Source organism: Parabacteroides sp. AF27-14, from assembly GCF_003635425.1.
Lineage (GTDB): Bacteria > Bacteroidota > Bacteroidia > Bacteroidales > Tannerellaceae > Parabacteroides > Parabacteroides distasonis.
In genome coordinates, this window is record NZ_QTLZ01000030.1 from 12,942 (window position 1) to 36,058 (window position 23,117).

At 46.1% G+C, this 23,117-nt stretch carries 18 protein-coding genes and 1 tRNA gene; 7 read left to right on the forward strand and 12 right to left on the reverse strand.

Going from position 1 to position 23,117, the window contains the following annotated elements; all coding sequences use genetic code 11:
• Positions 1–120 precede the first annotated feature (120 nt).
• The 3 genes from DWY79_RS20220 to DWY79_RS20230 form a co-directional block, all read right to left on the reverse strand.
• Positions 121–1,461, reverse strand: a complete 1,341-nt coding sequence (locus tag DWY79_RS20220) for a Gfo/Idh/MocA family oxidoreductase (RefSeq protein WP_122370217.1) — start codon at positions 1,459–1,461, stop codon at positions 121–123.
• 26 nt (positions 1,462–1,487) lie between these two features.
• The gene (locus DWY79_RS20225) at positions 1,488–2,255 is read right to left on the reverse strand and encodes a DUF1080 domain-containing protein (RefSeq protein ID WP_005860843.1); all 768 of its coding nucleotides are present in this window, start codon (positions 2,253–2,255) and stop codon (positions 1,488–1,490) included.
• 166 nt (positions 2,256–2,421) lie between these two features.
• The gene (locus DWY79_RS20230) at positions 2,422–3,510 is read right to left on the reverse strand and encodes a Gfo/Idh/MocA family protein (RefSeq protein ID WP_005860841.1); all 1,089 of its coding nucleotides are present in this window, start codon (positions 3,508–3,510) and stop codon (positions 2,422–2,424) included.
• 257 nt (positions 3,511–3,767) lie between these two features.
• On the opposite strand from DWY79_RS20230, the gene DWY79_RS20235 reads away from it, so the two are divergent.
• The gene (locus DWY79_RS20235; protein WP_122370227.1) at positions 3,768–7,715 is read left to right on the forward strand and encodes a hybrid sensor histidine kinase/response regulator transcription factor; all 3,948 of its coding nucleotides are present in this window, start codon (positions 3,768–3,770) and stop codon (positions 7,713–7,715) included.
• A 4-nt stretch (positions 7,716–7,719) separates the two neighbouring features.
• Here DWY79_RS20235 and DWY79_RS20240 read toward each other — a convergent pair whose 3' ends face one another.
• Positions 7,720–8,562 carry a LytTR family DNA-binding domain-containing protein gene (locus tag DWY79_RS20240; protein WP_005860837.1) on the reverse strand — a complete coding sequence of 281 codons (843 nt, stop codon included), beginning with the start codon at positions 8,560–8,562 and terminating at the stop codon, positions 7,720–7,722.
• A gap of 179 nt (positions 8,563–8,741) precedes the next feature.
• Here DWY79_RS20240 and DWY79_RS20245 point away from each other — a divergent pair, with 179 nt between their 5' ends.
• Positions 8,742–9,887 (forward strand): DUF6051 family protein, encoded by a 1,146-nt coding sequence (locus DWY79_RS20245; protein WP_022192278.1) that lies wholly within the window; start codon positions 8,742–8,744, stop codon positions 9,885–9,887.
• A gap of 109 nt (positions 9,888–9,996) precedes the next feature.
• Here the strand turns inward: DWY79_RS20245 and DWY79_RS20250 are convergent.
• The 3 genes from DWY79_RS20250 to DWY79_RS20260 all read right to left on the reverse strand — a co-directional run bounded on the left by DWY79_RS20250 (position 9,997) and on the right by DWY79_RS20260 (position 13,141).
• Positions 9,997–10,070 (reverse strand) — tRNA-Ile (locus DWY79_RS20250).
• Between the two features lie 77 nt (positions 10,071–10,147).
• Positions 10,148–11,273 (reverse strand): peptide chain release factor 2 gene (prfB, locus tag DWY79_RS20255; RefSeq protein ID WP_122370219.1). Its coding sequence is split into 2 segments (ribosomal slippage): positions 10,148–11,209 and positions 11,211–11,273, totalling 1,125 coding nucleotides; the frame shifts between segments, so codons are not numbered across the junction.
• A 62-nt stretch (positions 11,274–11,335) separates the two neighbouring features.
• The gene (locus DWY79_RS20260) at positions 11,336–13,141 is read right to left on the reverse strand and encodes a long-chain fatty acid--CoA ligase (protein WP_048928503.1); all 1,806 of its coding nucleotides are present in this window, start codon (positions 13,139–13,141) and stop codon (positions 11,336–11,338) included.
• Between the two features lie 187 nt (positions 13,142–13,328).
• On the opposite strand from DWY79_RS20260, the gene DWY79_RS20265 reads away from it, so the two are divergent.
• Positions 13,329–13,655, forward strand: a complete 327-nt coding sequence (locus DWY79_RS20265; protein WP_005860828.1) for a PadR family transcriptional regulator — start codon at positions 13,329–13,331, stop codon at positions 13,653–13,655.
• A gap of 12 nt (positions 13,656–13,667) precedes the next feature.
• Complete coding sequence (locus DWY79_RS20270; protein WP_122370221.1) at positions 13,668–14,780, forward strand: PspC domain-containing protein; 1,113 nt, start codon at positions 13,668–13,670, stop codon at positions 14,778–14,780.
• Between the two features lie 241 nt (positions 14,781–15,021).
• On the opposite strand, the gene DWY79_RS20275 is transcribed toward DWY79_RS20270, so the two are convergent.
• The 3 genes from DWY79_RS20275 to DWY79_RS20285 all read right to left on the reverse strand — a co-directional run bounded on the left by DWY79_RS20275 (position 15,022) and on the right by DWY79_RS20285 (position 17,257).
• Positions 15,022–15,417 carry an HIT family protein gene (locus DWY79_RS20275; RefSeq protein WP_005860824.1) on the reverse strand — a complete coding sequence of 132 codons (396 nt, stop codon included), beginning with the start codon at positions 15,415–15,417 and terminating at the stop codon, positions 15,022–15,024.
• 14 nt (positions 15,418–15,431) lie between these two features.
• Positions 15,432–15,902: a transcription elongation factor GreA gene (gene greA, locus DWY79_RS20280; RefSeq protein WP_005860822.1), complete on the reverse strand. Its 471-nt coding sequence runs from the start codon at positions 15,900–15,902 to the stop codon at positions 15,432–15,434.
• A 197-nt stretch (positions 15,903–16,099) separates the two neighbouring features.
• Positions 16,100–17,257 (reverse strand): TlpA disulfide reductase family protein, encoded by a 1,158-nt coding sequence (locus tag DWY79_RS20285; RefSeq protein ID WP_122370223.1) that lies wholly within the window; start codon positions 17,255–17,257, stop codon positions 16,100–16,102.
• 203 nt (positions 17,258–17,460) lie between these two features.
• Between DWY79_RS20285 and pnp the strand changes: the two genes are divergently transcribed.
• From pnp to DWY79_RS20305, 3 genes are all read left to right on the forward strand, one after another.
• Positions 17,461–19,701, forward strand: coding sequence for a polyribonucleotide nucleotidyltransferase (gene pnp / locus DWY79_RS20290; protein WP_121961140.1), 2,241 nt, complete (start codon positions 17,461–17,463; stop codon positions 19,699–19,701).
• A 1,075-nt stretch (positions 19,702–20,776) separates the two neighbouring features.
• On the forward strand, positions 20,777–22,012 hold the full coding sequence (locus DWY79_RS20300) for a site-specific integrase (protein ID WP_008645569.1): 1,236 nt from the start codon (positions 20,777–20,779) through the stop codon (positions 22,010–22,012).
• 11 nt (positions 22,013–22,023) lie between these two features.
• Positions 22,024–22,386, forward strand: coding sequence for a hypothetical protein (locus DWY79_RS20305; RefSeq protein ID WP_008645570.1), 363 nt, complete (start codon positions 22,024–22,026; stop codon positions 22,384–22,386).
• A gap of 79 nt (positions 22,387–22,465) precedes the next feature.
• Here DWY79_RS20305 and DWY79_RS20310 read toward each other — a convergent pair whose 3' ends face one another.
• Together DWY79_RS20310 and DWY79_RS20315 are read right to left on the reverse strand one after the other, a co-directional pair.
• Complete coding sequence (locus DWY79_RS20310; protein ID WP_008645571.1) at positions 22,466–22,771, reverse strand: helix-turn-helix domain-containing protein; 306 nt, start codon at positions 22,769–22,771, stop codon at positions 22,466–22,468.
• Between the two features lie 39 nt (positions 22,772–22,810).
• The gene (locus DWY79_RS20315; RefSeq protein ID WP_032535412.1) at positions 22,811–23,104 is read right to left on the reverse strand and encodes a helix-turn-helix domain-containing protein; all 294 of its coding nucleotides are present in this window, start codon (positions 23,102–23,104) and stop codon (positions 22,811–22,813) included.
• Positions 23,105–23,117: the final 13 nt, after the last annotated feature.

Genomic DNA, 23,117 nt, shown 5'->3' on the forward strand with positions numbered 1-23,117 from the left:
ATTGTTTTTACAAAAAACGACCGGAGATCTCAATGTGCTGTAATTCAATTCGTATGGTAATGGTTATATATAATAGAGTATTAAAATCCACCGGTCGTTGTTTTTAAGCATTCAATCGCATTAAACTTTCGGGAATTGCCACGGGCTTCTATAGCTCCGCTTCAAATACGCGTCCGCTTTCGGATTATCCACAAACTTACGAGCTTGCGGATCATACACAACACGAGTTCCCGTCAAATATGAGATATTAGCCATATGGGCTAGGATCGTCGCGAAAGCCCCTTTCTCGATCGGGCTGTTCGTCTCAATAGATTTATTTAATATACACTTACACCAATTCGTCGCATGGGCCTCAATACCGCCATCCTCGAACTTCCCGACAAGCTGGGAACGGTCGGTTAATAACTCACCCTCCCGGTTCTTCTCTGGAATCAATTCATAACCTTCACGATTACATACTAAGGTAGCTTTACTTCCTACCCAAGCTACCCCTTGATTCCGATTATACAGGTGAGCGACTTGTTGTGCCCATTCTATATGGAAATTCTTATATTGGAAGATCGTTGTCTGGCAACTGGGAGTCTCATTAAAAGAGGTAGGATCTTTATAAGCCGTAGAGAATACCGCCTCCGGATATTCACGGTCACACAATCCTAACGCTTTCAATCCATCGAACGCAGAGTCTATCCAATGCACTCCCCAGTCGGTTTGCTGGCCGCCTCCATAATCCCAAAAACCACGCCATCCACGAAAACGGTAATTATTAAATGGACGCTCGGGAGCCGGGCCCAACCACATATTGTAATCTAATGTAGAAGGAACCGGAGAATCCGCTACGGTCGGACGTGGGTCCGTCGATTGGCAAAGCCATAGCTGAACTTTATAAACATCCCCCAACACACCGGATTTCAATATCTCATTAGCCGCCAAGAAATATCGTTGACTAGTCTGCCATAAGCCAGTTGTTACCACCCCTTTATATTTCTTTTGGAAATCCATCATCGAATGGCACTCCGGAATCGAATTACCAACCGGCTTTTCCACATAAATCGCCTTGCCCGCTTTTAAAGCCTCAGCGAAGATGTAAGGATGCCAATGATCCGGTGTTGCGATAATGACCCCGTCGATATCCTTATTTGCCAAGACTTCCCGGAAGTCACTATATGCCTTGATCGAAGTCGTTTGGTTCGGAAAGTCTTTTTTGAAACGTGCGATCTGCTCATCAAGTCTCACTTTGTTCACGTCGCACATGCCCACACAATGTACCCACGGATTATCAGTCAAAGCCCCTTGCAAATCACGGCATCCCATACCGACACCTATTACAGCGATATTCACCCGCCCATTTATAGTCTCTTCCTTATGAGAGACGGTAGGAGCTGCCGATGCCAAAAGAGGTGAGATACCTAAGCCAGCGGCCAACATCGTCGAGTTCTTTAAAAAATTCCTACGTGTAGTCATAAATCATTATTTTAAGGTTATACAATTTATAAATTACGAATCCATATATTACGGAAAGCCACTTCCACTCCATGATCCTGTAAGCTTAATGGCAGACGGCCATGCGCTACATATTTAGGTAAACCGGTATATGGGGTCGTTCCTTTCAGTACATAATTATTCTGTACTACGATACCGTTCAATACCACAGTAATCATAGCGGGAGATTCCAATTCATCGTTTGTCCCGAAACGGGGAGCTTTCCAATAAATATCATAAACCTGCCACTCATTTGTCTTCGTGAAAGCATTTACCAACGGTGCGCTTTGCTTATAAATACTGCCGACCCAGCCATTCACATACGTAGGATTATCCTCACAATCCAAAACCTGCACCTCATAACGGCTTTGTAACATAATGCCACTATTACCTTTCATCTGTAATGTATTATCCTTTCCCGGTGTAGGGGTCTTGAACTCGATATGTAACTGGCAATCTCCAAAATAATCTTTTGTCCGGATCGATCCGGTCCCGGAAGCCACAATCATCGCCCCATCCTTTACGGTCCATTTAGCGGGACCTCCATCTTTTCCCGCAGATTCCCACATAGAAAGATCTTTTCCATCAAACAGGATGATCGCATCGGAAGGAGCACCAGTTCCGACACCCGGCTTTACCTTAGGAGGAACCGGATAATACCATTCAGTACTCTCAGGTTTCCATCTTTCCGGTGGTCTTTGTTGTTGATTACTTTGTTGGGCACTCATAAAAAACGCTCCACATAAAAGACTGATAAGAACAATCATTTTTTTCATGCTACATAGTATTAAATTAATGTTTCTGTTTTCGCTCTATGAACAAGCAGTAGCAAATGTATCACGGATATGAAGAATCCTCTTTTTCTATTTTATCAAAATCGTTTCCGATTGTCGCATAATACAAGTTCCAGCCTGTCCCCCCCCGGTCATTGAGAAAATCGTATCAAGAATGAGACAATTTTACATGGCGAAGTAAGCCATACCCTTCCGTCATATTCCGTCTTCTCTCCCGGATTTCCTCCAAGGTTTGTAGATTCCCGATAGAAGGCATCTCATTTCGTCTAGCGTTATCCAAAAATTTCCACGCATACTCGGAAGCGATAGCGGAATCACGCATCAGTGGTAGGCGGGAATTAAAAACACCAGTCCGTACGGAATCTGCGAACAAATCACATAGCGTACTTATATTTTTCCCTCCATAGGGCTTCTCGATCCGGTGTGTTTCATTAACACCTCTCAACTCCACGACCGCAGTCTTAAAATCATGACTCATCCGGGCGATTCCTTTCGTTCCTATTACATCTATGTAAGAGTTATGCGTTTGGTCTTTCGATAATTGTCCATACACATGCCCTTGTGTTATATCAAATACCACCCCGTTCTCAAATGTCCCGTGACATTGCAACCACCAAGGTTCGGGATAATCCCACATCCGGATCGCCTGCGCATGCCATGTCTTATACTCGCATCCGGCATACCACCGGGAAATGTCCACATAATGCATTCCGCAATCATGAAAAGACGGACCTTCATATTCATGACCTTCACCCGGAGCCAACCCCGGAGTCATATGGCAAATGCGAATGATCGCCAAATCTCCGATCTCTCCTCTCCGGATAAATTCTTTAATCGTATTATGGTACCAAGAATTACGCAAATACAAATTAACGGTCGAGAACAAACTTGAGTTTTCCACGCATTTCACGACCTCCCATTCATGCTCGATCGTATCTGCGACCGGTTTCTCTGAGATGACATGTTTGCCAAATGCCATTGCCTTCTTAATTTGCCTCAACCGGGAATCCGCCAATGTAAATAAACCGACCACTTGTACTTCCGGGTCCTCGAATACAACTTGCTCATCCGCTACGATTCGGGATGTCGGCGACTTCCTCCTTGCCAAATCTCGTGCCTCTGGGTCCGTATCGCAGATGTAAAGTACCTCCCATTGATCGCTCTTCCGCATCTCCTCCAAATAAAATCCACCCATGCGACCAAAGCCTATTATACCTACTTTTACTTTTTGATTCATATTCTATCTTTTAAAGATTCACACTGTTTTTGCCAAAATTAAAGCCCCTTGAGTCAAACAGTATTGCACTTTTCTCTCAAAATTATTACCTATCGTCTCAACAAACAGTCTTACAAGGAACGGCTTTTAAAGCCAAAAACTGAAGTCTGGACATTGAAACAAAATGAAAAACAATGATACGATACTGCTATGAAAAGTCTAGGAAAAGGCTTTATATTGCGCATGAAATACAAGGGAGATCTATGAAAAAAAACTTGATGAATTATTTATACGTCCTATTATTTGTAGTAACCGCAATAGAAGTCAACGCCCGGTCATACTACTTTAAATCCTATGAGGTAGAAGATGGATTAAGCAATAATAACGTGACATGTTGTGTCCAAGATCATTATGGCTTTATGTGGTTTGGAACACGGGACGGGCTCAATCGATTTGACGGGAACAAATTCCATATCATAAAAAATCAAACCAAACAGAGAGGAACTTTAATAAGTAGCTGGATTACCGACTTGGCGATAAGCCCTTCCGGTGAACTCTGGGTGGGTACTAATATGGGAGTACAAAAATACGATTACCAAACCGATACTTTTTCCTTGATAAAGTTCACGAAAGGAATCGGCTGTACCTATCTGGAATTTGATCACCAAGGGAACCTGTGGATGCTGTTATCCGGCTTTTCCCTTATTAAATATAATGAGCAATCCGAGCTACACCAAAACTACCTGTATAAGGATAGTGATCCGATCACCTCTTTCTATATCACCCCCCAAGATCAGATATGGGCCACCACGCTAAACGGCAATGTCGTCCTCTTAGACCCGACCGATAACAAATTCATCCCTCTAAATATCCATAACGGTAGCGACACCCTACATATAGATAATATGACGACTCTATGGGCATCCCCGTCCGATAATACATTACTGATAGGTACAAGCGATAACGGAGTCAAACAAGTCAATATACAAACAGGTGTTTGCCGAAATGTCCTTACCCAGCAAAAGAACAGCCCCCTCTATACCCGGGATATTTTCCAAGTGACAAACGACGAGGTATGGATCGCCACCTACAACGGTATCTATATCTACCAAATCCCCTCAAACAAGACCTTTCACATAGAACAAGACAAATGCGATCCATATTCACTATCCAATAACGCTATCAAACAGTTTTGCAAGGACCGGGAAGGTGGCTTATGGATCTGTACGGATAATGGGGGCATTAATTACCTTCCCCCTTATCTCAAATTCAAGAAAGACTACAATATACCCGGGCAAAAAACAATTAACGGTGATATTATCCATGATATTTGCCAAGACGCTAACCATAATATATGGATAGGAACCGAAGACGCTGGTCTCAATAAACTCGACATCCGTACGCAAACCTATAAGAACTTCCAAGATAAAGACGGTCTTTCCCAAAGCTGTATCCACGGGCTTACCGTGATTGGAGACTATCTATGGATCGGGACACACGCTAACGGGGTAGACGTGATGGATATCCGTACGGAGAAAATCATCAAGCATTATACGATCGCCCCGAATCCTTACGCCTCCCAAAACGATATCATCGTATATCTCTATAAAACCCGGAAAAATAACTTGCTCATAGCTACGGCATCCGGCATGTATCAATATAATCCGGAGAAAGATATTTTCGAGCCTCTCCATCAATTCCCCGGTAATTGCAGGATACAAACGATCTTCGAGGATCACGAAGGGGTTATATGGGCCGGAACATTCAATATCGGATTATATTATTTCGATCCAATCCGGCAAAAACACGGCGAATTTAAATTGGATTCCATAAACACGAACGCCAACCGGACGATCAATCACATCCATGAGGATACTAAAAACAATCTATGGTTCGCTACTGGAAACGGAGTGAAAATGTACGACCGGAATTTAAAGGGTACGACAAAATACACGACTCAAGACGGCCTACCCAGTAACGTCATTTACCGGATCGAGGAAGACCCTAAAGGCCACATGTGGATCAGTACCACAAATGGCCTAGCCGTACTTAACCCGGTCAATCAAGAGATCAAGGTGTTCAAAAAAGAACATGGGCTCCTGTCCAATCAATTCAACTATAACTCTTCTTTAAAAGCTAAAGACGGCAAATTATATTTCGGGACCTTGAAAGGCTTGGTTCGGTTCCACCCCGATAATATCCAACAGTTCTCTATCCAACCGAAGATTTATATGACACAAATCAATTATTCGGACCCCGACCATAATCTATTGAGGCAAAAAGACATCACTTTTAAAAAAGGGATCACCTTAGAACATAATCAGTCCACATTCTACATCGACTACACATCATTAAGCTACCAAGCCCCCAACCTCACCCAATACGCCTATTGCATGGAAGGGTTAAGTTCCAAATGGTATCATGTGGTGGGCGAGAACCGGGTTTATTTCACGAAACTACCGCCCGGTAATTATACGTTCAAGGTGAAGGCGGCGAACCTGTCCGGTATTTGGAATGATGAGCCGGCGATGTTCCAGATTACGATCCTTCCCCCATGGTGGCTCTCTACCAAGGCGTTAATCCTATATGGGATTATCGCTATCGGATGCGTAGTGTTGCTGATCTTTATCATTTCCCGGCATAATAAGGCCAATATACAGCAGAAAATACAGGAGTTCGAGAATGAAAAGGAGAAGGAGCTTTATCAAGCTAAGATTGATTTCTTCATCAATATCGCTCATGAGATACGTACGCCCCTGACTTTAATTAAAAGTCCTCTGGAGAAAGTAACACGGGACATCAAGCTATCTCCCAGCGCAAAGAATTATCTGACAATTGTGGATAAAAACGCGAACCGGCTACTGGATCTAGTGAATCAACTACTGGATTTCAGGAAGACGGAAATCGAGGGATATAAACTAAACTTCATACATACGGACATCATCGCATTGATGCAAGAGACCTTTGAGCGTTTCCACGACACGGCGGAGCAGGAGGCATTGCAAATGATTATCGAGTGTAACGTGAAATCTTTCTACGCCTTTATCGATAAGGAGGCTTGCACGAAGATACTCAGCAACCTCCTATCGAACGCTATTAAATACGCAAGAAGCAAGATCATCGTCCGGTTCGAGGCGCAAGATGGCGAGCGATTCACGATCGATATCATGAACGATGGAAAGCCCATCTCGGAGGAGATAAAAGAAAAGATCTTCGAGCCTTTCTACCGGGATGACTCCTCTATCCATAAATCCGGGACCGGGCTCGGACTACCCTTGGCCCGTTCTTTAGCGGAGATGCACGAGGGATCATTGACGTTGGAGGAATCTCCGGCCGGGCTTATCATCTTTAGATTACGTTTGCCGGTGAACCAACCGAACTCATTAAAACTAGAGGAAGAGAAAGCAGAGGTCCTGACCAACCCTGCCAGCGAGCGGAAATATGTCACCCAAGAATCCCGCCCGACGGTTCTCGTGGTGGAAGATAACACCGAAATGCTCCATTTCATCGGTCAAGAGATCAATGTCCATTACAATGTTGTCACCGCCGGTAATGGCGAGGAGGCGATTGCCCGTCTTCAGGAATATGGCATCCAATTAATCATCAGCGATATCATGATGCCTGTCATGGATGGTTTCACCTTATTGAAAAAGATAAAGACTAATCTGGAGTTCAGCCATATCCCGATCATCCTCCTGACGGCTAAGAACACCTTACAATCTCGCATGGAAGGGCTTGAGCTGGGGGCGGACGCTTACATCGACAAACCTTTCTCCATGGATCTATTGCTTACCCAAGTGACGAACCTGCTGAACAACCGGAGCAATATGCGTGCCTATTACTTCAACTCGCCGATTGCCAATATCAAATCCATGGCTTACACGAAGGCGGACGAGAAGTTCTTGAAGAAACTGAACGATATCATCGACAGCCATATAAACGACGTGAACCTAGACGTGGACATGATAGCGGACTTGATGAATCTAAGCCGTCCGACCCTTTACCGTAAAATCAACGGCCTGTCGAACGTAACGCCCAACGAGTTGATCAAGATCAGCCGGCTAAAGAAAGCCGCCGAGTTGATCCTTCAAGGCGATATGAGAATTTACGAGATCGCCGAGGCGGTTGGTTTCAACTCGCAATCCTATTTCAGCCGGGCCTTCTCCAAGCAATTCAACATGAGCCCCTCGCAATACGCGAAAGAAAATAATATCGAATTGAAATAGCCCGCTAGGAAGAATAGGTCTGGAACCAGCGGGTTACCTTCTCGCTATACGTCTTGGAGATCGGGATATCGGGTACTTTCTCGATCCCCAGCTCCAGATAAACACCCTCCTTCTCCCTGCGGATCACCTTCACTTGGTCGAAATTTACCATGAAAGAACGATGGCAACGGAGTACATTCGTATCAGCGAGGCTCTCCTCGATCGCCTTCAAGGAGTTGCGAAGCATGAATTTCGTGAGCTGCCCCTTATTCAGATACCAGATACAAACGTAATTATCCGCCGATTCAAGATACAGCAGGTTACTTCGCTTCACGGAAAGGCGCAACTCGTTCTTCTCGTCATAGAAAGAGAAAACGCTTTGCCGAACCGCCGCTTCTGTCTGGTTCTCCTCCAACAATCGCAATTGCCGCTCTTTCTCTTTATAAGAGAAATACAGGTGCAGCACGGAATAAGGGAGCAATAAAACCAGACTGGTATTCACCGCCGAATCGTTAAAAACTTCCATATATTCTCGTTCCGGATTCAGTACCAACGTATAAATCGTATAGAAAAGCGACATGAAGAATATCTCCAGCACGATCCAGATCGCATAGGTCCGGACCGTGATAGCATGCCGCTTCCCCCAATGGAACAGAATAATACGGCTCAAGACAACCACCAATACTCCCGTCAAGATAATCAAGCTGGAGAATACGAAGAACTTAAACTCCGAGACCTTGTACCAAGAGGTGGAGCTAAACGGCTTGTAGATGTTGATAAACACCAACGCAAACAAGGCCGTCCACAGAATCAGCCTCACGATATTCTGCTTACCGTATATGTAACTTGGTATTTTTTGATCCCACATTCCCATCTTTTTGCCTCTATTTTGGAACAAATGTAATCATTTTCCCAGACGAAATTCACCCCTCTATAAAAGATTTCACCCCTAAATAACACTTTATGTCCCCAACAAAGCCCGTTTAAACCATTTATTTTGAAGAGATGTTTTTCTATTGTTTGTTTGCAGTAAAAAATCAGAGGATTATGGATATTTCACTTCGTACTAAGCAACTGAACAGTCTTTTCTCTTATGACAAAAAGACTGAATTGGAAGAGAGCCATCTGGAGATCATCCCGTTTCGCTTCACCCAGACCCGTGGCGCCAGCGAGATCGACGAGTTCCAGAAGGGACTTACCCCCACCGGATTCTGTCCGATGACAGACGATCGTATCCAAGAGAACAAATCTTTCTCGTATGCCATATTCACGCCCTCGGGACGTAAAAAGAATAATGAGGCGATTATCCTGTTGCATGGCCTGAACGAGCGGACTTGGGAAAAATACCTCACATGGGCGGAATACCTCACCCATACGACCGGTAAACCGGTCATCCTGTTCCCGATCGCTTTCCATATGAACCGTACCCCGGGATTATGGGCCAATCCTCGTGCGATCCTCCCTTGGGTAAGCAAACGCAAGGAGGAGATAGCGAACGTGACGAACTCCACCTTCGCCAACGTAGCCCTCAGCAGCCGGCTATCCCAAAACCCGTTACGCTTTTACGCCTCGGGCAGAGAATCCGTTTATAATATGTGGCAATTGGTTCATGAGATCAAGAACGGCGAGCATCCTTTGTTCAAGGAAGATACGTCCATCAACTTATTCGCTTATTCCATCGGCGCGTTACTCTCGCAGGTCTTGTTATTAGCGAATCCGGACAAGATGTTTACGGACACCCGTTTATTCATGTTTTGCGGTGGCTCCATCTTCAGTGAGATGGATGGCAACGCCCGTGATATCATGGACAAGGAGGCGTTCGCCAAGGTACGCCATTACTTCCGGCATGATTTCTTGGAGAACCGTACGCTTCCCACCTCGTTCAAGAATGATTTTCTGGAGCAAGCCTTTAAGGCCATGGTACGTGAGGATGTGTTACGAGATTACCGGGAGTCGTTCTTCCAACGGGCTTGCGATCGTATTCGGGCGATCTCATTGAAAAAAGATATCGTTATGCCTACTGGCGGGGTGATCAAGGCTTTAGGAAAAGCGTCCGGCAAGATATTGGAAGAGCTGGATTTCCCGTTCGCTTACTCCCATCAAATCCCCTTCCCGACACACTCCCGTATCGATCCGGGCCTGATCAACCAAGCCTTTCATTCCATATTCACGAGGGCGGCGGCGTTTCTCTAAAGAGATCACAAATTGTGACCTCAAACACTCATATTCTTTTTTAGTTCATGCAGGTACAATAAAAAATCGCTAAATAACTAATATTACGTTATTTAGCGATCATCCATCGTGGTCCCACTTGGGCTTGAACCAAGGACTCCCTGATTATGAGTCAGGTGCTCTAACCAACTGAGCTATAGGACCTGTTCAGAGCTAGGCTCTGAAATCGGGTGCAATATTACGATTTATTATCGAGATATGCAAATGTTAAAGGGAAAAACTTATTTTTCTGCGCTTTCTTCTCCGGTGAACTCCATCAAGTATGCTTTGATGAAATCGTCGATCTTTCCATCCATCACACCGTTCACGTCGGAAGTCTGGTAGTTCGTACGATGGTCTTTTACGCGACGGTCATCGAATACGTAACTACGGATCTGCGAACCCCACTCGATCTTTTTCTTTCCGGCCTCCACCTTGGCCTGCTCGGCCATACGATGCTGCAACTCCTTATCGTAAAGGATGGAACGCAATTGACGCATAGCGTTCTCACGGTTCTTGGGTTGGTCGCGAGTCTCGGTATTCTCGATCAAGATCTCTTCTTCCTCGCCTGTATACGGGTCCTTGAACTGATAACGCAAGCGAACTCCGGATTCCACCTTGTTCACGTTCTGTCCTCCGGCGCCGCCTGAACGGAACGTATCCCAAGAGATAGCCGCCGCCTCTACCTTTACCTCGATCGTATCATCCACCAACGGGGTGACGAATACGGAGGCGAAAGAGGTCATTCGTTTACCTTGGGCGTTGTAAGGAGATACACGTACCAAACGATGCACGCCATTCTCGCTCTTTAGATAGCCATAGGCGTAATCGCCCTCGATATCGATCGTAACCGTCTTGATACCGGCCTCATCCCCTTCCTGATAGTTGGCGATAGAGATCTTATAACCGTTATTCTCAGCCCAACGCTGATACATACGCATCAACATGGAAGCCCAATCTTGGCTCTCGGTACCACCGGCACCCGAGTTGATCTTGAGCACGCAGCTCATTTGATCAGCCTCGTCACGAAGCATATTGCGGAACTCCAAGTCTTCCAGTAAATGAAGGGCCTTCTTATAAGCCGCGTCCACCTCTTCCTCGGTGATAATCTCTTCCTTTACATATTCGTAAGCCAACTCTAGCTCCTCAGCCGCCGCATGTACCTCACCGTAAAGCTCGATCCATTTCTTTAGCTCCTTTACTTTCTTCATCTGGACTTCCGCACGTTTGGCGTCTTCCCAGAAACCGGGGTCTTGCGTACGTAGCTCCTCCTCTTCTAACTGAATGGTCTTGCTATCGATGTCAAAGATACCCCCTCAGCGCCTTATCGCGCTCCAACACGTCATGTAGTTGGTCTGATGTGATCATATGTTCTTTTCTTTTTTAAATTTACCGCGAAGATAAGAAATAGTTGATAGCCGACAAACTCGTTATTCCTCGTACATCGCCTCTATCTCGGTAGCGTACTTCTGCAATACGACCGGACGGCGCAACTTTAGCGTATCCGTCAGCTCGCATCCCATCATGAAGGGTTCCGGCAACAAGGTAAAGCGCTTGATCTTCTCGTAAGAAGCCAAGTTCTTCTGGTGCTCCTCTACCCTAGCCTCGATGAAACGAATGATATCCTTGTTCTTCACCAACTCCTCCCGGCTCTCGAACGAGATGCCTTTTTCCCCGGCATACTTCTCCAACAATGGATAAGCCGGCACGATCAAGGCGCTCACGAACTTACGTTGATCGCCGATAACAGCGATTTGCTCGATATAATTATCACCGCTCATCACCATCTCGATCGCTTGCGGGGCGATATATTTTCCGTTTGAAGTCTTATACAAATCCTTGATTCGTTCCGTAAAGAATAACGTATTACCCTCCAAACGACCAGCGTCGCCGGTACGGAAGAAACCATCCTCGGTGAAAGCCTTCCTCGTTTCCTCCGGTTTATTATAATACCCGGACATCACGGTCTTGCCTTTCACCAAGATCTCGTTATTCCCCGGATCTATTTTCACTTGAACTCCCGGCATTACCTCACCAATAGAACCAAACTGGAATCCGATCTCCGGGTAGAAACAAACCGTAGCCGTCGTCTCGCTCAGTCCATAACCATAAGCGATCGGGATATTCACGGACTGCAAGAACTCATTAATCGTGTCCGATAACGGAGCGCCCGCCACCGGGAAAAACCGTCCACGCTCAATACCCAATACCTTCTTCAATAAGGTAAAAACCGTTTTATTGTAAAATTGGAACTTCAACTTCAGACTACACGGGGCCGGAATACCTTTATTCTTATACTCCAGATTATACTTTCGCCCGGTCTCGATAGCATCCAAGAAAATCTTCTTCATGGCCGGAGAGGCGGAGTTGATCTTCTCGTGCACGCCCGCATACACCTTCTCCCAGAAACGAGGCACATTGCACATCAAGGTAGGATGAACCTCCGGCAATGTCTTCTGGATCATTTTCGGGTCTTGGTTGATAGCGATCGTAACCCCTTTATGGAGACAATAATAGCACCAAGCTTTCTCGAAGATATGAGTCATTGGCAAGAAACTCATGGATAGATCCTTGTCGGTTACCAGAGGCAGACGTACATCATGTATCCGCATCGCCTCCAGATAGCAAGAATGAGGAAGCATTACGCCTTTCGACTCACCTGTCGTACCGGACGTATATATAATGGTAGCCAGATCCTCCGGAACGGCTTCCGTCATACGTATTTTCACCGTGCTCTCCGCATGCGCGTTATCCCCCAAGCGCAAGAAATCATCAAAATAAATGGACGTCTTATCTTCCGGATTCATCTTGACCGCCGGATCAAAGACAACCAGACGCTCCAGATACTTAGAGTCCTTCTGTACCTTGAAAGCGTTATTATACTGCAATTGCTCACCCACGAACAACGTGCGGATCTTAGCGTCATTGATGATGTACTCGATTTGTCCCGGAGAATTCGTCGCATACATCGGGATGGAAACCACCCGGTTACCATACGCACCGAAGTCCGTATATAAACACTGAGGCATATTCTGGGAATAAACCCCGATATTCTCTTGTACCTTTATCCCGAACTCAGCCATCGCCTTGGCCGTAAGCATAACTTTATCGGAAAACTCCCTCCAAGAAATCTTCAACCATTTCCCCGTAGCGTTATCTCTATGTTTCAACGCTGTACGGTTCCCATATTTCTCTGCCTGACGGTGTATTAACTCGGCGAAATGATAATAAATCATAATTCCTTATTTTGAATTGATACCGCGAAAGTACGCTTTTCTCTTCTAAAAGACACGACATCAGTCCTTTTTTTACACATAATTGCTCTTTTTGTGCAAGTATTCGGTTAAATAATAATAATTCATAGTAGCATGTATTGCATAGTACATATGTAATACATACATTTGTAGCATAAAATTAAAAGAGATGAATGCAGAGAACGTAAAATCACAAATGAGGAAAGGGACGCTGGAATATTGCATCCTCCTGCTTCTCAAAAAGGAACCCGCTTACACCTCTGATATCATTCAGAAGTTACAAGAAGCGAAGTTGATCGTTGTGGAAGGCACTTTATATCCTCTTTTAACCCGACTAAAAAATAGCGAGCTATTAAGTTATCAGTGGATAGAATCTACGCAAGGACCGCCACGCAAGTATTACCAACTGACCGAGAAAGGAGAACTATTCCTCGGCGAGCTGGAGGCTTCATGGCAGGAACTAAATGATACAATAAACCACATCAGAAACAATTAAAACGAAAGAGTGATGAAGAAGACACTTACTGTTAATCTGGGAGGCACAGTTTTCCACATTGACGAAGACGCATACCAATTATTAGACAAATATCTGTCTAACCTGCGCATCCACTTCCGCAAAGAAGAGGGTTCGGATGAGATCATGGATGATTTCGAGATGCGTATCTCGGAACTTCTTAACGAGCGTGTCCGCTTAGGCTACGAGGTCATCACGATCGAGCAGGTAGAGGAAGTGATCAAACGGATGGGTAAGCCGGAAGAGATTTTCGAGGAGGAAGAGAAAAGCACCGACCACGAGGATAATTACCGGACACAACAACAGGAGACTCATACCCAGACGACCAAGAAACGCTTGATGCGTGACCCGGATAACCGTATTCTGGGAGGTGTCGCCGGAGGTTTCGCCGCCTACATGGATTGGGACCCGACTGCCGTACGTATCGTGCTTTTCCTTCTGATGTTCTTCTATGGAATCACAGTTCCGCTTTACTTTTTGTTGTGGATCATCGTACCGATGGCACGCACGGCGACCGAGAAACTCGAGATGCGCGGACAAAGCGTGACGGTGGAGAATATCGGAAAGACCGTGACAGATGGATTCGAGAAAGTCAGCAATAACGTGAACGACTTTATCAGCTCGGATAAGCCGAGGAACTTCTTCCAAAAGCTGGCGGATGTTTTCGTCTTGGTCATCGGGTTCATCCTGAAGTTTTTCATCATATTGGCCGGAATCATCTTATTGCCACCGCTAGTATTAGTCGTATTCATTCTGGTAGTCGTAACATTCGCGTTGCTCATGGGTGGGGCCGGATTCATCTATAACCTCTCTCCGTTCGGAGCGGACTTGATAAACGGAGCACCGTTGTCAATGGCAATCATGGGATGCATAGGGACGATCTTATTCATTGGCATCCCCATATTCTCCCTGATATACGCGATTTGCTGCCAATTGTTCAAGGTACGTCCCTTACCGACGCAAGCAAGATGGATATTATTAGCCTTATGGCTTATCTCCCTTGTATTATGTGGCGTATATATCCATCAATCCGGTATGCTATATGACTGGCATGATTACTGGAACGGTGTACACGGTTGGAACAGGCATGCCGTTTGGCTCCCCTAATCCTATTCGAAGATGTAAGATGAAGATATCAATTTAGTAGTTTATAATGTTTATTGTGTGTTTAAAAAAAGAAGGCCGCTCTGTCACAGAGGGGCCTTTCTTCTAAGGTTAACAAATTTATGAGTAAAAACCACTAATGAATCATATTAATGATTTGCTGTCCCCTTTGCATGATATTGTCACGCATAAAACAGCGGGTACAAATATAACCAATTTTTTATAATTAAAAAATTATATTCAATTATTTGAATTCTTTTCTAATCTTAGCGGCGATCTCGGCCAATTCTTCTTGACTTACAGCCAATTTCTTTCCGCCGAAATACATATCGGACTCCTTCGTGATAGGAATCAAATGGATATGCGCATGGGGCACTTCCAAGCCCATGACAGCCAATCCTACACGCTTACACTCGATAGCGGTCTCTTGGGCACGAGCTACCCGTTTAGCGAAAGCTACCATCCGTCCCAGCATCGGATCATCGATATCAAAGATATAATCGACCTCCTTCTTGGGAATTACCAAGGTATGCCCCAAGGCTACCGGATTGATATCGAGGAAAGCAAAAAACTCATCGTCTTCCGCAACCTTGTGGCTAGGGATCTCACCCGCCACGATTCTACTGAAAATAGTTGCCATACGTCTTTCTGTTTTTAAATTGAAATATCCATAATCTCAAACGTCATCAAGCCGGAAGGTACACGGATCTCAACGACATCCCCTACCTTCTTTCCCATCAAACCTTGGGCGATCGGCGTGCTTACGGAGATCTTTCCTTCTTTTAGGTTAGCCTCCGAATCCGATACCAACGTGTAGGTCATGACAGCGTTATTCTTCGTATTCTTAATTTTCACCTTGTTCAAAATCTGAACCTCATCTGTTTTCACACGACTCTCATCGATCAGACGGGCGTTTGAGATCAAACCTTTCAACTGCGCAAGCTTAGCCTCCATGATACCTTGAGCCTCTTTGGCGGCATCGTACTCAGCGTTCTCGGATAAGTCACCCTTATCCCTCGCCTCAGCGATCTGGGCTGATATTTCAGGGCGCTTCACGGTCTCCAAATAGTTGATTTCAGCTAAAATCTTATCGTAGCCGTCCTTTGTCATATAACTAACAGCCATATTAAATCCTCCTTATTCTTTATATTAATATTGATTGATTATCGCATAATAAAAAAGAATCCCGACCAAGTCATATGGCCGGAACTCCCCTTTTTTATCATTTCAAGACTCCGCAAAGTTAGGTTATCTTTCTAAGATGAACAAGTTTACGAAAGTGCTTTATAACATATAAATCTGATGATTAAATCATGAACATTTTACAATACGGACTTGATGTCAGCCTCAAGTTTCTTCACGTCGTCCACCCGTTTAACCAAGTTTCCCTTGCGATCCAAGATAAAGATCGCCGGAAGCTGTTTCACGTTATACAACGCTGCGGTCTGAGAGTAAACAGACTGTGGATCACGCACGCAAGTCCAAGGTAAATTAGAAGCGGCGTTCTTCCAGAAGTGGACATCATTATCCAAAGAGATCTGGTAAATCTCCAAGCCCTTATCGTGGTACCTCGTATATAAATCGCCAAATTCCATATTCAAGGCAGGAGACCATTCGGACATATAGGCCGTGAAGTTGATCAACACCACCTTACCTGTAGCGACAGAAGACAATTTCGTGTTTTCCCCATGTATATCCGGCAACTCGATATCCAAGAAACTAACCTCTTTCTTCTCCACCTTATCCAAATCCATCGGGCGCTGGCTACGAATCACCTTTATCGATTGAAGAGCCAAGTTATACAGATGCTTAGCACGAGGGCTTTCCGGATAATAATGATCGAAACTGGTGGCTACGGCACCATAAGCCTTCGAGTCGTTCTTGTCATACAAATCGAAGAACAGCAAGCCGTCGATTTGCTGGAACAAGGCAAAGTAAGCGGCAGCGGACATCGGGGCGGAATAAATATACTTACGAGCCACGTCCTTATAAGCCTCGGCGGCCTCGAGCACCTGGCGGGAATATACGGAATCCGCCAACAGACCGGACTCAGATTCTTTCCGTAAACGATGGATCGCTTGGTTCGCGTCTAATTGAGCCAAGGTAATATTCTTGATCGCCTTGCAATTCTCTGAGCCCTCCACGCTATAAGAAGTAGCGAAAGTCCCGGCATCGGCCACGAACGAGATCGTCTCCGTAGAATCTACCGAGAAGTTGATCAATTGGTTATTCAGACGCAAGCGATAAAAATCAGGGAATGCCGGACGAGGCTTCGTAAAGCTGAATTTACCGGCCGCCGTCAGTTTTACGGAGTCCATCAACTCTACCGTCGACACACCTACATTCTCCAGATACATCATCTGGCCGTCTGCGCCGGACACTACACCTTCCACCGTAAAATCAGAATTCTTCTTACAAGCCGTGAACAAAAGCAACATAACACACAGCACAGCTAGTAAATTCGTAGATATTTGTTTCATTATTCCAGTTTGTCTATATTACTAATCTGGTGCAAATATACATTATTTTACAATTGTGGCACTATTATTCCGTATTTCTTCAAGGCTTTTTTCTATAAAAGTATTTCAAGACTGTTATTTCTTTTCATTTTCATGCAATTACAGGTAAACTTTCATTACATTTGCACCAATTTTTGACAGATAGAAAAATAAGAAAAAAGATTATGCTTAATCCAATTAACAAGACGATCGAGTTAGGTGATGGAAGAACCATTACCATCGAAACCGGGAAATTGGCCAAACAGGCGGACGGAGCGGTTACCGTTCGTATGAACAACACCGTGTTGCTCGCCACTGTTTGTGCCGCTAAAGATGCGAACCCGGGTGTTGACTTCATGCCGTTGCAAGTAGAATACAAAGAGAAATACTCCGCTTTTGGACGTTTCCCCGGAGGTTTTACAAAAAGAGAAGGAAAAGCTTCTGATTATGAAATCCTCACATCTCGTTTAGTAGACCGTGCGTTGCGTCCTCTTTTCCCGGACAACTACCACGCTGAGGTATATGTAAATATTATATTGTTCTCCGCGGATGGCGAAGATTTGCCGGACGCATTAGCAGGTTTGGCCGCTTCCGCCGCTTTGGCAGTTTCTGATATTCCTTTTAACGGACCGATCTCTGAGGTTCGTGTAGCTCGTACGGATGGAAAATACATCGTCAACCCAACTTCCGCGGAATTGGAGAAAGCTGATATCGACATCATGGTTGCCGCTACCATAGACAACATCATGATGGTTGAGGGTGAGATGAACGAGGTTCAGGAATCTGAGATGCTTGAGGCTATCAAGGTCGCTCACGAGGCTATCAAGGTACAATGCAAGGCTCAATTGGAATTATCCGAGGCTTGCGGCAAATTGGTAAAACGTGAATATTGCCACGAGGTAAACGATGACGAGTTGCGCAAGGACGTACACGACAAATGTTACGCCAAGGCTTACGCCGTAGCCACATCCGGTAGCGGCAAGCACGAACGCAGCGAGGCATTCGAGAAAATCGTAGAGGAATACAAGGCTCAATTCTCCGAGGAGGAGTTGACGGACGAGAAACTGGAAATGATCGGTCGCTACTATCACGATGTAGAGAAAGAGGCTATGCGCCGTGCCATCCTTGATGAGGGCAAGCGTTTGGACGGTCGTAAGACTACCGAGATCCGTCCGATCTGGATCGAGACAGATTGCCTGCCGGGTCCTCACGGTTCCGCTATCTTTACACGTGGAGAGACTCAGTCTTTATCTACGGTTACTTTAGGTACGAAGTCTGATGAGAAAATGATAGACGACGTATTGAATCATAGCTACGAGCGTTTCCTTTTACATTATAACTTCCCCCCGTTCTCCACTGGCGAGGCTAAGGCTACACGTGGCGTAGGCCGTCGTGAGATCGGACACGGAAACTTGGCTCACCGTGCGCTGAAACGTATGATCCCGGACAACTATCCGTATGTAGTACGTGTAATCTCCGATATCTTGGAGTCTAACGGTTCTTCTTCTATGGCTACGGTTTGCGCCGGTACCTTGGCGTTGAGAGACGCGGGTGTCCCGATGAAGAAACCGGTATCCGGTATCGCTATGGGATTGATCTCTGAGAACAAGGGTACGAACTACGCCATCTTGTCTGATATCTTAGGCGACGAGGATCACCTGGGTGATATGGACTTCAAGGTAACGGGTACGAAAGACGGTATCACGGCAACTCAGATGGATATCAAGGTAGACGGTTTGTCTTACGAGATCCTTGAGAACGCTTTGGCTCAAGCGAAAGAGGGCCGTATGCATATCTTGGGCAAGATCTTGGAGGCTCAACCGGAAGCTCGTGAGGATTTGAAACCTCATGCACCTCGTATCGAGACGATGATTATCGGTAAAGAATTCATCGGTGCGGTAATCGGCCCGGGCGGTAAGATCATCCAAGGTATCCAAGAGAAGACGGGCGCTACGGTTTCTATCGATGAGGTAGACGGCGTAGGAAAGATCGAGATCTCCGGCACGAATAAGGCTACGATCGATGCGGCTGTCAAGGCGATCAAAGGTATCGTGGCTGTTCCTGAGATCGGAGAGGTTTATGAAGGAAAGATTTCCTCTATCATGCCTTATGGTGCGTTTGTTGAGTTCATGCCGGGCAAGGATGGTTTGCTTCACATTTCCGAGATCGACTGGAAACGTCTGGAGACCGTTGAGCAAGCTGGCTTGAAGGAAGGCGATACGGTTTCTGTCAAGTTGGTTGATATCGATCCGAAGACAGGCAAGTTCAAACTTTCCCGCAAGGTATTGCTTCCGAAACCGGAAGGTTACGAGGAACGTCCACCAAGACCAGAAAGAGGTGAGCGTGGACCTCGTCCAGACCGTGGAGACCGTGGTCCTCGTCAAGATCGTGGTGATCGCGGACCTCGCAGGGAGTACAGAGACTAAGATAAGGTCTTATACATTATATATAATCCCGGGTAGATTAAACGCTATCCGGGATTTTTTTATCAAATCATCTACCACACCTACAACTATAGCTATAAGCAATTGGTTATAAGTTATTTATCGAGTGGTGGTAGATAAATAGCATCTACCACTATTGGCTCGTATCTACCACCATTTACTACTTTTCAATCACAAAACACCATCGTCCCCTACTCGCCAACCGCATTATTAGTCCTATCTTTTTCAAGAAGCGGCAGAAGACGGAGACATTGCTTAGCCGGCAAGCTATCTATTTGATCATGCTTCATATATCATCTAAAAAACTGATTAATTGATATTTATAGTTTTTCTTAGTATAAAACAAAAGTTTTCCGCTATGGAAACATTTGTTTCCTCATGAGGAAACCTTAGTTTTGTGCTTACGAAACTTTAGTTTTCCCTAGGAGAAACTGTTTGCTCTTGTATGTTAATCTATTATCATGTATCTCTAATCTGAACGCACAAGTATTTAAATTAGAAAACGGCTTAGCTTTTTCGAAATTACAAACAAAAGGAGTCAAAGGTGCAAATATAGATTTATACCCCCATAAGTTAACGACTTATCAAATATCATTAGATATCGAGTATTTACAAACAAAACATTTCTATTTATCAAGTTCCATTGGTTACCTTGAAAAAGGAGGCAAATATACAGACATTGTAAATCAATCCATGAGTGAGAGACATATCAATCAGTATATATTGCGACAAAGTTACTACAAAAAAGAGAAATGCGGAAAGATATAGTGATAGAATTGAGTTACAAGGGTTTCAGTCGTGCTTCCGATTATTCGTGAAGCCATCGCAATCACCGCTGAAGCCAAATCAGGACGCCGCTACGTTACTTGTCCGTAACCATGCACGGAATGGCGACAAACGGACACGGATAACGAAACAAGGCGTTAAGGATTAGTGAGTTACTGACAACTCACGCAACAAATCCGGTTACGGAAAAAGATTGCGCCGTTCCTCCCCGTTTTGCGTACCGGCGACGGACTCTTCACCAACTAATTTTGAACCTAAAAAAATAAGGACGATGAAGAGTACATTTTCAGTAATCTACTACCTCAAACGTCAGGTAGTGAAAAAGGACGGGACAGTACCCGTCATGGGACGCATTACGGTGGACGGCAGCCAAACGCAGTTCAGCTGCAAACTGACCGTCGATCCCAAGCTGTGGGACACCAAAGGGGGACGTGTCACGGGCAGAAGCTCGGCGGCACTCGAAACGAACCGCATGCTCGACAAGATGCGTGTGCGCATCAACAAACACTATCAGGAAATCATGGAGCGTGACAACTTCGTCACGGCGGAGAAGGTCAAGAACGCCTTTCTCGGACTGGAACATCGCTATCACACGCTGATGCAGGTGTTCCGGCAGCACAACGAAGACTACGAGAAACAGGTGGATGCTGGCATGAAAGCCAAAGGCACGCTCCTGAAGTACAGGACCGTTTACAAGCACCTGCAAGAGTTCCTCACCATCCGCTACCGCGTGAAGGACATCGCGCTGAAAGAGCTTACGCCCGCCTTCATCTCCGACTTCGAGATGTTCCTGCGCACGGACAAGCACTGCTGCACCAACACCGTGTGGCTGTATGTCTGCCCCTTGCGGACGATGGTGTTCATCGCCATCAACAACGAGTGGCTCACACGCGACCCATTCCGGGAGTATGAAATCAAGAAGGAGGAAACGACACGCAGTTTCCTGACGAAAGAGGAAATCCGGCTGCTGATGGAGGGCAGGCTGAAAAACGCCAAGCAGGAGCTTTACCGCGACCTCTACCTGTTCTGCGCCTTCACGGGCCTGTCGTTCGCCGACATGCGCAACCTGACGGAAGAGAACATCCATACCTACTTCGACGAACACGAGTGGATAAACATCAACCGCCAGAAGACGGGCGTGGTGTCCAATATCCGCCTGCTCGACATCGCAAAGCGCATCATCGACAAATACCGGGGTCTGTGCGGGAACGGCAGGATTTTCCCCGTTCCCCACTACAACACGTGCCTTGCCGGAATCCGTTCCGTCGCCAAGCGTTGCGGCATCACCAAGCACATCACGTGGCATCAGAGCCGACACACGGCAGCCACGACGGTGTTCCTCTCCAACGGCGTACCCATCGAAACGGTCAGTTCCATGCTGGGACACAAGAGCATAAAAACGACGCAGATATACGCGAAAATCACCAAAGAAAAGCTCAACCAAGACATGGAGAACCTTGCCGCAAGGTTGAACGGCATCGAGGAATTTGCAGGTTGCACCATCTAAAAAGAAAAGCCATGAAACGTGACATAATCATCATAGAGGACAAGGCGGTCAGCGTAACCGGTAACGAGATATGGATGACCTCCACAGAAATCGCCGGACTGTTCCACACGGGCGTCCCGGCAGTGAACGCCGCCATCAGAGCCGTCCGCAAGCCGGACGTGCTGAACGACTACGAGGTGTGTCGCTACATGCGGCTTGAAAACGGGCTTTCAGCCGACGTGTATTCGCTGGAAATCATCATCCCCATCGCCTTCCGGCTGAACACCTACCATGCACACGTGTTCCGCACGTGGCTGGTGGGCAAGGCACTCTCGAAGGAAAAGCGGCAGGCATACGTGATGTTCATACAGAACGGAAAAGCCGGGTATTGCTAAACACGCATAAAAAGAAAAAAGAAAAAGGAAACGGACAGCCCGTATGGAGTTGCCCGTTTCCTTTTTTCATGCAGCCGCCTTATTCCATCGGCTTGCGGTAGTTCGCCTCCAATAGTTCACGCAACCCCGATTCGGGGTAAAGCACCTTCCCTCCCAAAAGTATAAAGGGCAGCACCCTGTTGTTGCGGTACTCCTGCAAGGTGCGGCGGCTGACACGGAGCAGTTCCGCCACCTCCCTGTCCGTCAGGTAACGCTCCCCGTCCAACGGCGGGCGGTAACTTTCCAGAAAGGCGGAGAGCCATTTCGAGCCTTTGCGCATGTTCTGCACGACGGTGGCAAGCGGCTCGTCCTCCATCGTAAACACTTCATTGTTCTCGTTCATCATAACTTCGGATTCAGTGGGTTGTGAATAATAAAAATCAAATCATTTTCCGCCGGGATAGAGCGTGCCGACAAGCGGAATGAGCCTTTTGACCTCCTCCGGCTTGTAATAGAACCTGCGGTTTATCTGCGAGTAGCCGATAAGCCGCCTGTCACGCAAAGTCTGCAACGTGCGCGGGCTGATCCTCAACTGCCCGCAGACCTCCTCGCCCGTGAGCCACCTTTCCATCCGCCCGCCGTCGCTCCTGCGCCTCAGGGCGGCTACCTTCTCCGCGAGGGCGTTGAAGGACGCCACCATCATCTCGAAGGTCTTTTTCTCGATAGATACTATTTCCATAAGCAAAACATTT

Excerpts from the sequence above, each read along its gene's own strand:
- DWY79_RS20220 (WP_122370217.1), bottom strand. The coding sequence starts at position 1,461 with ATGACTACACGTAGGAATTTTTTAAAGAACTCGACGATGTTGGCCGCT.
- DWY79_RS20225 (WP_005860843.1), bottom strand. The coding sequence starts at position 2,255 with ATGAAAAAAATGATTGTTCTTATCAGTCTTTTATGTGGAGCGTTTTTT.
- DWY79_RS20230 (WP_005860841.1), bottom strand. The coding sequence starts at position 3,510 with ATGAATCAAAAAGTAAAAGTAGGTATAATAGGCTTTGGTCGCATGGGT.
- DWY79_RS20235 (WP_122370227.1), top strand. The coding sequence starts at position 3,768 with ATGAATTATTTATACGTCCTATTATTTGTAGTAACCGCAATAGAAGTC.
- DWY79_RS20240 (WP_005860837.1), bottom strand. The coding sequence starts at position 8,562 with ATGTGGGATCAAAAAATACCAAGTTACATATACGGTAAGCAGAATATC.
- DWY79_RS20245 (WP_022192278.1), top strand. The coding sequence starts at position 8,742 with ATGGATATTTCACTTCGTACTAAGCAACTGAACAGTCTTTTCTCTTAT.
- DWY79_RS20260 (WP_048928503.1), bottom strand. The coding sequence starts at position 13,141 with ATGATTTATTATCATTTCGCCGAGTTAATACACCGTCAGGCAGAGAAA.
- DWY79_RS20265 (WP_005860828.1), top strand. The coding sequence starts at position 13,329 with ATGAATGCAGAGAACGTAAAATCACAAATGAGGAAAGGGACGCTGGAA.
- DWY79_RS20270 (WP_122370221.1), top strand. The coding sequence starts at position 13,668 with ATGAAGAAGACACTTACTGTTAATCTGGGAGGCACAGTTTTCCACATT.
- DWY79_RS20275 (WP_005860824.1), bottom strand. The coding sequence starts at position 15,417 with ATGGCAACTATTTTCAGTAGAATCGTGGCGGGTGAGATCCCTAGCCAC.
- greA (WP_005860822.1), bottom strand. The coding sequence starts at position 15,902 with ATGGCTGTTAGTTATATGACAAAGGACGGCTACGATAAGATTTTAGCT.
- DWY79_RS20285 (WP_122370223.1), bottom strand. The coding sequence starts at position 17,257 with ATGAAACAAATATCTACGAATTTACTAGCTGTGCTGTGTGTTATGTTG.
- pnp (WP_121961140.1), top strand. The coding sequence starts at position 17,461 with ATGCTTAATCCAATTAACAAGACGATCGAGTTAGGTGATGGAAGAACC.
- DWY79_RS20300 (WP_008645569.1), top strand. The coding sequence starts at position 20,777 with ATGAAGAGTACATTTTCAGTAATCTACTACCTCAAACGTCAGGTAGTG.
- DWY79_RS20305 (WP_008645570.1), top strand. The coding sequence starts at position 22,024 with ATGAAACGTGACATAATCATCATAGAGGACAAGGCGGTCAGCGTAACC.
- DWY79_RS20310 (WP_008645571.1), bottom strand. The coding sequence starts at position 22,771 with ATGATGAACGAGAACAATGAAGTGTTTACGATGGAGGACGAGCCGCTT.
- DWY79_RS20315 (WP_032535412.1), bottom strand. The coding sequence starts at position 23,104 with ATGGAAATAGTATCTATCGAGAAAAAGACCTTCGAGATGATGGTGGCG.